Source organism: Mucilaginibacter sp. P1_D10, assembly GCF_056406215.1.
Map to the genome: position 1 here is coordinate 288,341 of NZ_JBFUAP010000005.1, position 14,767 is coordinate 303,107.

The following is a 14,767-nucleotide window of genomic DNA, read 5'->3' on the forward strand; positions in this document are numbered from 1 at the left end:
TGGTTTAGTGTAAACCCATAGCCGGATTATGCCCTAAAAGTGTTCCAATTCCACGAAAAAAGTGTTCCACTTATTCTTGTAGCATTTATTTAACTTATTAACAATAAGGATGTTGCGTGCTTTACGGTCTTATACGGCTATAGGTTTACACTAGTGTAAACTTTTTTCAGGACGACACATACTTAAAGCATAGGAGTGTCCCAAAGTGTTCCGCAAAAAACTGCAACTATTTGATAATCAACAACTATTTAAAAAATGGTGTTCCACATTCAAAGTGGAACACTTGCCGGGATAATGGGCATAAAAGCTGTAAGACCGGTGGTCTATTTCAGCGTGAATTGATACAAGGCGGCATCTTCTGCACCCAGTTTCAGGCTGATGCCATTGTCATATGTAATAGCATTATCCTGCAAGACCTCTTTTACCGATGCTATGCGAGCCGCATCCAAACCAAGCCGCTGCGCCGAAAGCGCGTATGTTTTGGCCTGCTTGCCGTAGTTGAAGACCGCCAGGTAAAATATTTTGCCCACCTGCTTTACAAACACTTCGGATGCACCAGTACCCGTGTTCCCCTCCACCGGGCGAAAGGCTTTGCCGTTCTTAACCAGTTGCAGCAAATCGGCGTTCTGGTAGTATTTTTTGATGCGCGCGGTCCATTGCCCGGTTGTGGACAGGTCGTCGCCGCTTATCCAGGTGCCGGTTACCAATGCCGATAGCAGGCGCGCGCGGTTAGCCCCCTCCTTTTCATCATTGAACACTACGTGGTCGGCATCTATGTAGTTGTACAGATAGGTTTGCCACCAGCCGTAGCTTACGCTATTGAGGGTGTATTGCGTATTTTCGATGCTTTTGAAGGCATCGCAGGCAATGCGGCGCATGTGGGTGTATCGCCCCGTAGCCAGGCTTGGCGATATGGCGGCGTACACCAGCATCTGGCTGCCCAGTTGCTGGTTAAGGTATTCCATACCGGCTTTGTAGGCCTGCATGCCGGTGGTTACCTTGGGGTCGTAAAAATGTTCGCTTTCTACCGCGCCGTGGCCCAGGAAGTCGATTTTTATCATGGTAAAACCGCAGGCCTTCAGCTTGCCTATGACGTACGCTATGCGTGCTTTTGTACCCGGGTGCGTTGGGTCGAGGGCACGGGCACCGTCTATATCGTGATAGCCGTTGCCGGTTTTGGTCCACATATCGCCGAATTTGTATTGGCCGCCATCGGCAATCCTGTCGGGCCCGCCGCCATGGCCCCAATCGGTAAAAGGTGCCCAATATACGCCGGGCTCAAGGCCCTTGCTTTTGCAGTAATCGGCAAGCTCTTTCAGTTTGCTGTAATCGCCGTGGCTAACCATCATATCCCAATACGAGTCCAGGTCGATATAAGCCGTATTCCCGGTGCGGAATGCGGGGATGCTATCAGCAAAAAAGTTGGCCACCTTTACGGTTTTATCAAAGCTGATGTGTTCCTGTATCACGCCCCAGCTGTTCCAACCAAGGGGTGTAGGTTTAGTCCAGTTGAAGATAAAGGGCGGCTCGGCAATGCGGTTGGCTTTGCCGTATGCCTCCATCCCGATGCGCCAATCGGCAAAGCCCCCCACGAATATTTTCGGCGACCGCACCATGTTGCCACTGATAGCACCATGAGCAATTTTATCGCGGGTAACGGCCTCCGCGGTATAGCCTGCCCAAACCCGTACCCGGTTTACTGACGTGCCTGCCTGCGTTTCTACCCCTGTTTTCCATACTTCGTGCTCTACCGAACCGGCAACAATGCCCGCCCGGCTATCGTTGGCGTACACCGCCCCTACTACGGCACTCATGCCTTTGAAACCTTCGGCAAATGGCTTAGCATTAAAACTGATGAAGGTATCGTTATCAAATGGTACGAACAGACTGCGTACATCCTGCCAGGCAACGGCCTTAAACTCGCCAATGAGGGGCTGCATACTATTGGTACTTAGCTTATCGCCGCTAAAGGATAACTCGGTAAGGAAATATTCGCGACCGGGATAGGTATAAAACACCTGCTTCATCAGCGGCTTGCCCGTTGCGCTAAGCACAATAATATGCTTAGTGCCTTTGCCAAAGCCGTCGGTGATCGGTATCCTGTAGTGCTTGCGTATCTCGTAGTTCGTGCTGCTGAGGGTATCACCGTTCACCTTTGCCGAGGCGTAGATGCCTAAAAAAACCTCACGACCGTTTTGCGATACATTATAAGTACCGTTGCGCAGGTTATAGCGGATGACCCCTGTTTTGCCAAAAGGCATTGCCACCATAGCAGGCGGCTTCGCCGAAGCCGGGAATATGAAAACCACTGCAAACAATAAGCAGATCAAATAGCAGATATAGAGTTTTAGCATGATAATATATAGGAGCTTACGCCTTTACCGTTTGTACTAATTTCACCTGTCCGTTTATCTTCACATTCACTTTCCGGGGGAGGGAAGAGATTATCTTATAGCTAATCACCTTCCCATTCAACCAACTAAAATTTACGATGTAATTCCCCCGGGCTTTCACACCCTTAACCTGGCCCGATGCTTTCCAGCTATCGGGTACTGCCGGCAGCAGTTCTATGAAACCGGCGTGGCTCTGTATCAACATTTCTGCTATACCCGCCGTGGTGCCGAAGTTGCCATCAATCTGGAACGGCGGCCCCGCCGATAATAAGTTTGGATAGATACCCCCGCCCGCGCCATAGTTGATATCGGTACGGGTGGTGGGTTTCATAATTTCGGTAAAGAGTTTGTAGGCGCGGTTGCCATCGTGCAGACGCGCCCAGAACAATAATTTATAGGCGATGGACCAGCTCGGCCCATCGTCGCCCCTGGCTTCCAGTGTTTTTTTGCAGGCTGCTGCCCAATCCGGAGTACCTTCGGGCGTGATAAGCGATGCCGGGTACAAACCATACAGGTGCGAAACGTGCCTGTGCTGCAAATCGGTTTGTTTATAATCTTCCAGCCATTCCATCAGGCTGCCATCTTTGCCTACTTGGCCTGCGGGAGGCAACAGCTTCAGTTTAGCAGCAAGCGTTTTGGCGAAATCGGCATCCTTGCCCAATAGTTTGGATGCAGTAATCACATTGCCGAAAAGCTCGCGGATGATTTGGTTATCGATGGTTGGCGCAACGCAGATGCTGGCCGTTTTGCCGTTGGGCAGGTAAAAAGTATTCTCGGGCGATGAAGAGGGCGAGGTAACCAGCCAGCCGGTTTTCTCATCTTTAACCAGCATGCTGCTGTAAAACTGTGCCGAGCCTTTCAGTATGGGGTAAATATCGGCCAGGTATTTCTTATCTTCCGAGAAAGCGTAATGGTCCCATAGGTTGTTGCACAGCCAGCCCGAGCCTGCCTTGGTTACCCCCCATGAGGCGCTTTCGCCAGGCTCAGTAAAACCCCAAACGTTGGTGATTACGTGCGCTACCCAGCCATCGGCGTTGTAATAGGCTTTGGCGGTGCGCTGGCCGGGTTCAACCATGCCTTTTACCAACTGGGCAAGCGGCAGATTCAATTCCGAAAGATTAGATACCTCTACCGGCCACTGGTTCATCTGTATGTTTACGTCCAGGTGGTAATCGCCGTTCCATGGCGTTTGTATCTGGTTGGCCCACAGCCCCTGCAGGTTGGGGGGCAACAAGCCTACACGGGTACTGCAAATGCTCAAATACCTGCCAAACTGGTAAAAAAGCACGGGTAAGCCTTTATCAGCATTGGGGTTTTGATGGAAAGTGAGTAGCCTTTTATCAGTTGTTCCATCGGGAGCGGTACTGACGCCTAAATCTACCGACACCCTTTTGAACAGTTTTTGATATTGGGCAATATGCGCTGCTTTTTCGGCAGCATAGCTGTTCTTTAGCGCGGCAGCGAGTTTGGTATCCACATTCTTTAAGTCCGCGCCGCGGAAATCAGTACCCGCAGACAGGTAGATGATAACTTCTGTAGCATTCTTTACTACCAACACGTTGCCATCGTGGCTTAGGCTGCCGCCGGTTAGTTGGGCCTTTACTTTGGCCAGGTATTGCATACCGCCCGCGCTGGTACCGCTTGCGAGCTGACCTGTCATTTCCAGGCAGCCTTTGTTTTCGATTGTGGTGGCGCGTTCGGGCCGCGAGATGGCTATGCTGAAGTTCAGTTGCCCCGGCTTATCGGCAGATAATTTGATAATGCTTACATCGCTGCCGAAACTGGTAAAATACTCGCGCTTGTAGGTAACTCCGCCCTTCTGAAATGTGGCCGATGCTACCGCATTATCCAGCGAAAGCTCGCGTTTGTAATTGCTAACCGTGGCATTCGCATCGGCGTAATTGAATTTAAGCTGCAAGCTGCCCAGCGTTTGGTAACAACCGAAAGGCACCCCGCCCGAGCCTACGCCCTTGCAGATGAAATTCTTGTCGACCAGCGCCTGTGCCTCATCATTCTTGCCTTCGGCAAGCAGGCGGCGTATTTCGGGGAGGCTTTTATAGGCCTCGTAGTTATTGGCGTCCTGCGGGGCGCCGCTCCACAGGGTGATATCATTGAGGGTAATGTTGTCTTCGTTAGTGCCGCCATCGGGCATCATACCCAATCGGCCGTTGCCTAAAGGCAGGGTTTCCTCCCAGCGGCTGCCGGGTTTATCGTACCAAAGTTTTAGCGGCTTGCTTTGCGCAAAAGCGCTGATCGTAGCGGATAAGGAGAAAATAATAAACAGGTAACCGTGTCTTTTCATTCTATTTGGTTTATTGCATGGAACCGCTTTTAAACAATACCGCGGGCAATGGCTTGTGCTGTTCCCCTCTTGAGAGGGGTGGAGGGGTGTGTTAGGCGTTATACATATCGGCTAACACACCCCAGCCACCACTTGTGCCCAGCCCGCCCCCTCTCGAGAGGGGAATTGAAAAATCAAAAGCGGCTTCCTTCTATTTGTTCAATTTGATTGGTTGCATTAAAAATAAAACCTTATCCACTGCTAAAAAATGGATAAAATCCTAAAAAGAATGGATTATTCGCTCCTTAAAAAGTTCACGATACGGCAGGCATAACCCTTGCTGGCCGGGGCGTGCGTACTGCCTATCTTCAGTTTCAATACATGCTTACCCGGCTTCAGGTTACCATCGAACAGCACATACCAGGGCAAATGCAAAAAGCCGCTCCACTGGGTGTACAGATTGATGGGTTTATAAGCTTTCCCATCGATAGTGTAAGAAACAGCGCCCGCATCCCCGCCGGATACGATGGCAATGCCTATCGCCCTACCGGTAAAATTCAAGGTCAATTCAGCCCCAGGTTTATCGGCTGAAAGCACCGGCACGTTCACGAAACCCGGGCGCGTGCCGAGGCCATCGGTGGGTGTCCAATTAGGGTTGATGCTCCAATTCGCGTCGTGCTTTGCATTGTTGATACTGTAGTAATCGCCGTTCATGAAACTGGCGGAGTTAAGAAATTGTTGGCCCGGCTTTGCTATAAGGAGTATGCTGTTGCAGGCCTGCAGCAAGGCCTTTATATTGGCGAAGTAAAGCTCCTGCCCAAACGGTGCGGGGTGCAGGTCCTTAAAATCTTTGTCCCAATCAAATTCCTTGTTCTGAATTTTATCGTAAACCTCTTTTGCCATGTTGATGGATGGCAGGCCATATTGCGCTGCCACCAACTCGTGATTGGTAACTTCTACAGGTATTTTGCCCGATGCATAATCGCGGCTTTTATCCGGATCCGCGAAGGATATCAACACAATATCTATCATAGGGTTGCTGCGCTTGGCATGCAATACTATACCTTCCAAATCGCGCACCTGCGTTACGCTATCCGTGCCGTTTACGCGGTCATTCACGGCAGCTTCTATAAATAGCAAGTCTACCTTGCCCGAATCGAGCACATCGCGTTTCAGGCGGAATACATGCGGCAAACTGCCCAGCGAGGGTATGCCTGCAGCGATGAACCTGAATTTTGTACCAGGAAAAGTTTCTTTTAAGTAAGTGGTGACTTTATTGCGCCAGCCTGGGTTATATGTGATTGAGCCACCTAAAAAGGCTACCGTTACAGGTCGGTTTTGGGCGATGGCGCTGTAAAAATTCCCGAGGCCATTACGCTTATCAAAATAAAAACCGTAGGGCATTGTCGGCTCCACAGGGTATGAGTTGCTCATCAAAAAGTCGGCGATAGCCTCCGGATGCTCGATGATGAAATGGTGTCCGAACAGTTCCTGCGGCTGCTTATCAATCACTACTTCTGTCGCGGCTCCGCCAAGGGCTCTGTAATTCTTTAACAAAATGTTGGAGTTCTCGGCAACCGGCACCAACTTATCGGCATTGCTGATGTAATGTAGCAACGGCACATGGAATGCCGCCAGCCCCTCTAAATTATCGATGGGATTATCTTTAAAAGCCAAAGCCTGCGCTTCGGTAAAGCCGAACACTTGTTTAAATTGCTTCCACGATGTGGTATCGCCCATGCCAGCACCTTTGCCGCCCGGCCAGCTTTTGATATCGCAAACCGGGGTTTCGCCATAAATGCTGCTCACTTTATCGGGATTGCGTTTGGCCCATGCATAGGCATACAAACCACCGCGACTCACGGCCTCCAGCGCTGCCTTAGTGCTGAAAGCTGCATTCTTAAGCAGATAAGCATAAAACTTATCCCAAACCTGCATCGCCTGCGGACTGCCATATTGGTTATCTACATCAACATAAGCCACGTACATGCCGCGGCTCAGCAATATGCTGTCTGCATCGGTATGCCAGTCGGGGAAAGAAGAGCGCCAGGCCCAGGGGTTTCCGGACAATGGTTTATTGGGTTTTACGTAATAAGCAGGATGCCCGTCAATGGTAAAATTAACGCGCTCGAAGCCTTTCCATTTAACGTTGGCGGTTTGCTTTTGCTGCGCACTTGACGGCAAAACAAGACCTGACAAAAGTAAAAGGAGGGAAAAGTATTTAAGCATAGGTGTGTACGTACAGGCTGTTTCTTCTATGATTGCAGTGCAGCCATACATCAACGAATTTAAGAGCTTTAAAATCAATAAGCCATCCATTTTTTAAAACGAATGGCTTATTGATGTGCGTATCGGCTTGAATAAGGTTTAATTCAATACGTCGTTCCAGAAGGTCATCTCGCTCATGTTGCTGTAGTTGCCGTCGCCGGTGGTTACGTGCTTGATACGTACGCGGATATACCTTACCGGCGGCACCGTGCCAAAATCGTATTTCTGGGCGTTGATGCCATCATCAGTCCTTTTGATATCTTTCAACAATGTCCAGCCTTTGGAAATCATCTCGGCGCTCCAACCGCCATCGCGCGGCGATAAAGTTGTTGCAGCATCGGTGATATCTGCTATGCCCCAAATCTCGAACTGGTCGGGGTTGTTGCAGCAGTTACGGCCAATTTCCTCTATAGAAGTCAATTTTTTGTAAACTTTGCCCATATCGAAAGTGATGGTGTGCGGCATGCCGTGATCGCCATCGCTGTGGAAAATGTTAGGGTAACCCTGCGGGCCGTTAGAACCGTCCCACAATTTGCTTACACTGGTTTGGCCTTCGTAAGTACCCGCATCGCCGTTTAAGCGGTTCTCGCGGAACAAGGCTTTGTTACATTGTGCTATCCCGGTAATGGTGGGGAACGTACCATAGTTAGCCACATAAAAGGTATCTATAGAGTTCTTATCCGGCACATAACCAGACCGGAATTGCACCGGTGCGCCCGATTTGTAGTCGGTAAGCGTGATGCCCAAACTATCCGGTTTCAGTTGTTTTACTACCTCTACCCCACTTCGGTTAGTGTATTTAATATCCGTACCTACGTTTACCACGCTGGTATCCCTTGATAGGAAGTTAAGCCTGATGTTACCATTCTCGCTCACCGTGAAAGGGTTGGCAGCATCGATAGTACGGTTGAGCAAACCTGACTGATAGATAGGCCCATAAACCTTTACGTTATTAATATCCAATGGAATAGAACGGTTACCTTTCGCATCGTACGAGTAGACAGTAAACGAATAGATATACTCGTTCAAACCCGGGATAACGGCGGTTATAGAATCGGCCGTATTATGATTGGTAGAGTTGATGGTTACCGAATCGGCCTTGTTGTTCCAATAAATCACGTACTTGGTTATACTTGGATCGGGGCTTGGGTTCCAAACCAGGGCGGCGCGCAGGTTGCCGCTTTTGGCGTGTATTTTTGCAACCACACCCGGGTAGGTTACTTCCTTATTATTAAGGAAATTCTTAAAGTCTTTATCCTTGTTGCCGCAGCTAAGCAAGCCAAGCAGCAAACAAGAGAACAGGCCTATATTTAAAAGATTTTTCATAATTTCTTATTTAATTGAGCTGTTACTGTGGTTTACCATAAACGGTGACTTCCATTAAGTGGGCAACATCGCCTTTACCCCAGGTATCGTGCACCAAAATGCGCAGGTATTTTACCGGCGGTGCCGAAGTTGGGAACACGAAGTCTACCCCTGCTTCCACGAATTTCTCGTCGGCAGCATTGGTAAAGCCCGGTTGCAGGCCCGAGGGCGGGTTTGGATAACGGTAATTGCTCAGGTTTGTCCAATCACCTATAACCGTGCCGGCAGGTGCCGATTGCGGCAACACCACATCGGCAGGAGAAGCTGCGTTAGACCCCCAGATGGTAAAGTTTTTAGGGTTACCGTGGAAGAAAGCATACTCCAGCGGGCGTTCGTAAATTTTTATACGGCTAAGCTGTGTAGTTACGCCAATGCCGAAGGTACACTGAATGGGTTTGCCCGTGCCCGGTTGCGTATGCCATCCGTTTGAGTAGCCGTCGGTTTTGCCATCCCACAAGTAAGGTAAATCCCAGCCGTAGCCTATTTCGCTATCGCTCGACTGGCGATAAACCGAGAATTTGGATTTATCCAATTGTGTTTCGAACAGCGGTGTAAGCGTTACGATGGTGGTATCAGACAGGTTACCGAACTGGTCGGTGACGTACACGCCAAACTTGGTAGGCACCGAAGGGTATCCGCGTACGGAGTAACTGATGGTATCGGTATTGGTGTAATGCTGATCCGCAACCTCCAATGCCTCGGTGGTTTTATCGAGCGCTACCAGTATCACCCCTACCTCTTTGCGGTTTGGGTTGAAGGCGTTGATGTGCACCCCACCAAAATCTGTAGCGATGGTAACCGTAGGTTTTATCAATTTATAAAACGGTGTGTTCGGGTGCACTGTAACTTTTACAGGGTCTGATGATACGTTGGCACGGCTTACCACGGTAAGCGTTACATCGTAATCTTTCACTGCGGCAAAACCATCAACGGTAACCGTATCAGTATAATAGCTCGATTTGGTTTCGCGCGAGGTTTTATCGTTGATATTGTACTTGGCCAGCACGTACAATATATTATCCGAGTTTGGCAAATCGTACGTAATGTACGCGCCGCCGTTGAAGTTTTTAACCGCTATATTGGTAATTACGCCCGGCTTGGTCTTATCTGTAGATACCGGCTCGGTATTGAAGCCCTCGTTCTTTTTGCAAGAGCCTATGATACATACCAGCACCAGCGAAGCCAGCCATAGCGTTGTTCTTGTGGAAAATCTGTTTATCTTTTTCATATATCTATACTTTTAAGATGTCCTCTGTTTTTAAAACCTACCAGTATGAGTTTTGTACCAGGTTGCTGTTTACGATCAAATCCTGATCTTTTATCGGCCACAGGTAATTCCTCACCCCGAATACCGAAGTAAATACGGTATGCGGCTGGTAGTAGTTGGCAGGCTGTGCTTCGTAAACATTCCAACCTTGTATCGGCTGGCTCAGCACATTCTGCATCTCTTTCCAACGGCGCAGGTCCCAGCCGCTTTGTGCTTCGAAACAAAGCTCTATACGGCGTTCCTGGTGAATAATCTGGCGCATGCCATCTTTAGTAGTAACCTTGCCGGGGTTGTTAGAGTAGCTCGTCCACGCGGTAACTACGCCTGGTAAGCCTGCGCGGGTGCGCACCTTATCTATATAGGTAGCCACTTCGCCGGTTGGGCCGCTTTGCTCATTCAGCGCTTCGGCGTATAACAGGTATAAGCCTGATAGCCGCATTAAAGGCAAACGGTAGCTGATTTCCTGGAAACCATCATCGTAAACCGAAAGGTAATTTACCAGCTTTTTTGGCCAGTAGCCGGTAATATTGAGTGTGTTTATATCCTTAGGGCCGGCGAACGATTCGATACCGCGTGCCTCTACGTGGTACATATCGGTAAGGTTTACCTTGCCGTTACCAAACCATATGCCACCATCGAAACCAAGGTTGGCGTACATGCGCGGCTCGCGGTTAAAGTGTTCTTTAACGGTAGAGTAGCCTTTTGCAATGTAAAAACGACTTGCATCGTCGCCCGTTTTAATAGAATAGCGGCCTGCGTAATCAAAGGTTTTATCCTCGTTAATCGGCACGCCCTTATCGCTATAAAACATCTCCTGCGTTGCCAAAGGCACTGCAAAAAGCGATGGGTTGCTGAATATGTTGATAACCGATTTATTGGTTAAACGCGGCGTAGCATATCCCTGGAAAGGGAAGGTTGGGTTTAGGGCCCAGATGAGTTCGCTGTTCAGTTCCCACTTCTCAGTAACAGCGTTCTGTATCGATAGCACCTTGCGCAATGAATCGGGCAATACGGTAATGTTTGCCGGCGGGATAAAAGTGTACAGGTGCATGCCAGCTGCTTCGCACTCGGTAATGGCGGCTTTAGCAGCGTCGGCGGCAAGCTTCCATTTATTGGCATCATAAGCAGCCGGGAAAAGCGCGTTGCCGTCTTTATCCTTTAGGCTTACGTAATCGGGGTTGCCGTTATACAAGGGGCTTGCGGCGGTGGCCAATACTTCGGCTTTTATAGAAAGCGCGATAGGCTTGGTGATGCGGCCCAGCTCCTGAACCTGATTGCCGATAATCGAAGGCAGATCTGGTGCGGCTTCGTCAAGCAAGCTTACGATGTAAGCGAACGTATCGTCTACAGTTGCGCGTTTTACTTTTATCTCATCGGTTGATGCGGTGATGTCCAGGTTTGTTTTTACCAAAGGTATCGGGCCGTACATACGCGCCAGGTAGTAGTGGTAATAAGCTTTCAGGAATTTTACCTCCGCTATCCAGCGTTTCTTCTCGGCTATCGACAAATCTACCGGCTTATCTATATTCTCCAGCATGATATTGCACCTGCGGATAGAACGGAAGATAGCCTGGCCGTGGTTTTCGCCATCCCACCAGTTAAGGCCGGGGTTATTGCTGTTTTGCGTACCGCGCAACAGGCTAAAACCTGTTTCATCGAGCGGGTGCTTGGTTAAATTATTGGGATACACAATTTCTCCCGAAGTAACGAAACCGGGGTTTGCTGTTGCATCATACATTTGCTGTAAAGTTGCGTAGCAGGTAAACAGGTAGTTCTCCGCTTCGTTACGGTTGCGGAAAGCATATTCCAGCGTACCGGTATTATCAGGCGCAACGTCCAGGTATTTCTTGCACGACCCGCCCAGTAGCAGCACTGCTAAAACGCATACGATTTTTGATATTTTTTTCATATTACTGATATGTAAATGGTGCTGATTATAAGTTGACATTGAGGCCTATGTTGAATACCTTTTGTATGGGGTACGAGAAACCATTGCCGCCAATTTCGGGATCCCATAATTTGAATGGGCTCCAGGTAAATAAGTTAAGGCCGTTGAAGTATATGCGGGCCTTGGTCATGCCTAAGCGCTTGGTTAAACTGGCAGGCAGGCTGTAGCCAAACTCTACCGATTTTAAGCGCAGAAAGCTGCCGTCGCGCATCCACCAGGTACTGCCTTGCCTGTTGTTCTCTATCTGGTTGCCGGTTACCCCAAGGCGCGGATATTGCGCATAAAGGTTTTGGTTATCTACGCTCCAGTGGTCATCAGCAAAAGCTTTAAGCAATTGTGTGTTGCCGCTTGCATAAGCACCATCGGGGCTTTGTATGAAGGGGCTGGTACGGCTTGGATCGATAAAGAAACTTACCTGTGCCTGGCCCTGGAAGAAGGCAGAAAGATCGAAGCCTTTGTAGCCACCAGAAACGCCGTAACCGTAAACGATTTGCGGGATGGTTGGGTAACCGATAAAGGTTTGGTCGGCACCGTCAATCTTGCCATCGCCGTTCAAGTCGCGGTATTTGATATCGCCACCTTTTGGCGCAATGCCATTGGTAGAGAATATCTGTGTTGGCGAGTTGGCGGCTTCGTTATCATCAACAAACAAACGCTCGGCTATGTAACCATAGTTGCGGTTAATATCCTGGCCCGATTGATAGCGGTAAGCTTCGGCATATTGAGGTTCTTCGTATTTGGCATATTTGGTGGTGGCCAATGTAAAGTTACCACGTGCCTGTATCCAGCCCGTACCGCCTAAGCTTTGTTTGTAATCTGTTTGAAAATCGATACCTTTTGAATCGGCAGTACCGAAGTTAGCACTCACGCCAGATTCCAGGCCCATGGTGGTTGGGATGGCCGAACGCTGCTGCAGGATGTTGTAGCGATGATATTTGTAAACCTCGGCAACAATGTTCCAGTTTTTGAACAAGGTAAGCTCTAAGCCTAAGTTTAGCTGGCGCGAAGTTTCCCAGGTGATATCGGTATTGGCATAGTTATAAACCTGTACGCCATTGCGGCCATAGCCGTTATTGGTACCGAAAACCGCAGGGTTGCCGCCGTTAAGGTTAACATCAGACAGGTAGAAGAAACGTTGCGCACCAATCTGGTCGTTACCTACGGTACCGTAGCTGGCCCTTACTTTCATGCGCGAAATCGCGTTATCAAGGCTACGCCAGAATTTTTCTTCGGAAATTATCCACGAACCGCCGATTGTTGGGAAGAAACCCCAGCGGTGGTTGCTGCTGAAACGCTCGGTCCCGTTGTAACCAAAGTTAAACTCCAAGAAATAACGGCTTTTGAACGAGTACGTTGCACGGCCCGCCACGGTTAAGTTACGGTACGGAAGCGAGGTGAATAACGAACCCGCATTGCCATACAGCGTTTGCTGCCTTGTACCAATCAACGAGCTGCTGATGTTATGATCGCCAAAACGTTTAGAATAATCCATCACGCCCTGAAAAAACAGGTAAGTGTTCAGCTGGCTGGTGTTAGGGTCGCGGTAGTAGCTCAGGTATTCTGTAGCGGCACCTGGCTGCGAGTTCAGCCACGATAGCGTGTACTGGTTGCTCTGTTTATCGTAGCTGCCGATGTTGTAATAGAATGGCGAATACCCCATCGACGACTCAAAGTACGAGAACCTGTTGGTGTGGAACAAGCCGTGGAAATTAAGCCCGCTGGTCAGAAAATCTAAATTCTGATTTAACTCCAACTGTGCCGACATGCGCGACTGCGAAAAGTTCTTATGCCCGCGTAGTAATGCTGCGTAAGGGTTTAAGTAGCCGATATTGTTTGATTGCGCTGTGCTGCCGGGGGCCACTGCGTTACCAAACAAAATGTGCTTGGTGTTTTGGTTAGCGTCATCGGCAGGGTACGATGCAGGGAACAGTACGGGGCTGGTGTGCATGGCAATATTGTACAAATCCGTAGAGAAAGACGCATCTGATGTTAGCGGCCCGTTGTATTCGTTAAAAGTACCAACCAGCCTTACAATCAACTCGGTAGATTTGGTAAGGTTAATGTTTACGTTTGACCGTAATTGGTAATTTTTAAAGTTGATGTTGTTATTGTTGTTGTTCTGGATATCCTCGCGCAAAATACCATGATCGATATTGTACGAACCGGATACGTAGTATTTTGCAACGCCGCCGCCGCCGCTTACGCTCATATCTGCGCGTTGGGTGTTGGTGCGGCTTTTAAACAAGGTTTTTATCCAGTCGACAGCCGGGTAAACGTATTGGTTGCTGCCCGGAGCGTTATCTAAAGTAGCCTGTGTGTTGATGATCTTATTCTGAGGGAACGGCAATGGGCTCAACGGGTCGCGGGTGATGGTGGCCTCGTTAAAAAGCTTCATGTAGGTGATAGGGTCGGCCAGTTCGAGGTTCTTGATAGATTGTGAGGTAGAATTTTCTACACGTGCATTTATCATCGGCTTGCCTACCTTACCCTCTTTAGTGGTAACCAAAATAACGCCGTTTGCGCCACGCGCGCCGTAAAGTGCCGTTGCGCTGGCATCTTTAAGGATAGAGAAGCTGGCGATATCATCTACCTGCAAACGCGCAAGATCTGATGCGGAAAGCTCTACGTTGTCTATTAAGATAAGTGGATCCTTTTTATAACCGAAAGTAGTTACGCCACGGATGAAGAAGGATGCATTATCCTGGCCCGGCTGGCCGCTTGGCTGGTAAGCAATTACGCCCGCCACCTGGCCCGCTAAAGCGTTGGTTAAGTTACTGGCAGGGATCTTTAAATCGCCGGGGCTTACGGTGGTTACCGAGCCAACAACAGCTTCTTTGCGTTGCTTTCGGCCATAGGCGGTAACTACTACGTCGGCAAATTCATTTTTAGCTTCCCTGATGATGATGGGGTAAATGGTTTTACCGGCTAAAACGGTGAAAGTGGTTTCCTTGTAACCCACGTAAGTAACGCGGAATACCGTACCGGCCTCGGCGTTTACGACAAAGTTACCGTTGACATCGGTAACCGTGGCCAGGTTCTTGCGGTTTTCGGCAACAATGCTTGCACCGATAATCTTAAGCCCTGCGGTATCGGCAACAGTACCGGTAATGGTTACTTTAGTTTGTGCAGATGCGGTGCCGGCGGTGCTGCATAGCAATATGATGCAGCATAAGGCGGCGAATGCGCAATGCACTATCCTGAGTAACCAATGGCTTTTTATGCATTCGTAAAATGGTCTCATAAAG

Annotated in this window: 7 protein-coding genes; all 7 read right to left on the reverse strand. The window is 49.1% G+C overall.

Going from position 1 to position 14,767, the window contains the following annotated elements:
• Window positions 1–323 precede the first annotated feature (323 nt).
• Window positions 324–2,354, reverse strand: coding sequence for an alpha-amylase family protein (locus tag AC1DYT_RS10000; RefSeq protein WP_477469475.1), 2,031 nt, complete (start codon window positions 2,352–2,354; stop codon window positions 324–326).
• A 16-nt stretch (window positions 2,355–2,370) separates the two neighbouring features.
• The gene (locus AC1DYT_RS10005; RefSeq protein WP_477469476.1) at window positions 2,371–4,695 is read right to left on the reverse strand and encodes a glycoside hydrolase family 95 protein; all 2,325 of its coding nucleotides are present in this window, start codon (window positions 4,693–4,695) and stop codon (window positions 2,371–2,373) included.
• Window positions 4,696–4,968: 273 nt separating this feature from the next.
• Complete coding sequence (locus tag AC1DYT_RS10010; protein ID WP_477469477.1) at window positions 4,969–6,903, reverse strand: GDSL-type esterase/lipase family protein; 1,935 nt, start codon at window positions 6,901–6,903, stop codon at window positions 4,969–4,971.
• Between the two features lie 138 nt (window positions 6,904–7,041).
• Entirely contained in the window at window positions 7,042–8,268 is a 1,227-nt protein-coding gene (locus tag AC1DYT_RS10015; protein ID WP_477469478.1) for a DUF4998 domain-containing protein, read from the reverse strand.
• A 22-nt stretch (window positions 8,269–8,290) separates the two neighbouring features.
• Window positions 8,291–9,535, reverse strand: coding sequence for a DUF5000 domain-containing lipoprotein (locus AC1DYT_RS10020; RefSeq protein WP_477469479.1), 1,245 nt, complete (start codon window positions 9,533–9,535; stop codon window positions 8,291–8,293).
• Between the two features lie 37 nt (window positions 9,536–9,572).
• Window positions 9,573–11,483, reverse strand: coding sequence for a RagB/SusD family nutrient uptake outer membrane protein (locus tag AC1DYT_RS10025; protein WP_477469480.1), 1,911 nt, complete (start codon window positions 11,481–11,483; stop codon window positions 9,573–9,575).
• A 25-nt stretch (window positions 11,484–11,508) separates the two neighbouring features.
• Window positions 11,509–14,763, reverse strand: a complete 3,255-nt coding sequence (locus tag AC1DYT_RS10030) for a SusC/RagA family TonB-linked outer membrane protein (protein ID WP_477469481.1) — start codon at window positions 14,761–14,763, stop codon at window positions 11,509–11,511.
• Window positions 14,764–14,767: the final 4 nt, after the last annotated feature.

What these genes read in the sequence shown, in the direction of transcription:
- AC1DYT_RS10010 (WP_477469477.1), bottom strand. Translation starts at nt 6,903, where the DNA reads ATGCTTAAATACTTTTCCCTCCTTTTACTTTTGTCAGGTCTTGTTTTG.
- AC1DYT_RS10030 (WP_477469481.1), bottom strand. Translation starts at nt 14,763, where the DNA reads ATGAGACCATTTTACGAATGCATAAAAAGCCATTGGTTACTCAGGATA.
- AC1DYT_RS10020 (WP_477469479.1), bottom strand. Translation starts at nt 9,535, where the DNA reads ATGAAAAAGATAAACAGATTTTCCACAAGAACAACGCTATGGCTGGCT.
- AC1DYT_RS10015 (WP_477469478.1), bottom strand. Translation starts at nt 8,268, where the DNA reads ATGAAAAATCTTTTAAATATAGGCCTGTTCTCTTGTTTGCTGCTTGGC.
- AC1DYT_RS10005 (WP_477469476.1), bottom strand. Translation starts at nt 4,695, where the DNA reads ATGAAAAGACACGGTTACCTGTTTATTATTTTCTCCTTATCCGCTACG.
- AC1DYT_RS10025 (WP_477469480.1), bottom strand. Translation starts at nt 11,483, where the DNA reads ATGAAAAAAATATCAAAAATCGTATGCGTTTTAGCAGTGCTGCTACTG.
- AC1DYT_RS10000 (WP_477469475.1), bottom strand. Translation starts at nt 2,354, where the DNA reads ATGCTAAAACTCTATATCTGCTATTTGATCTGCTTATTGTTTGCAGTG.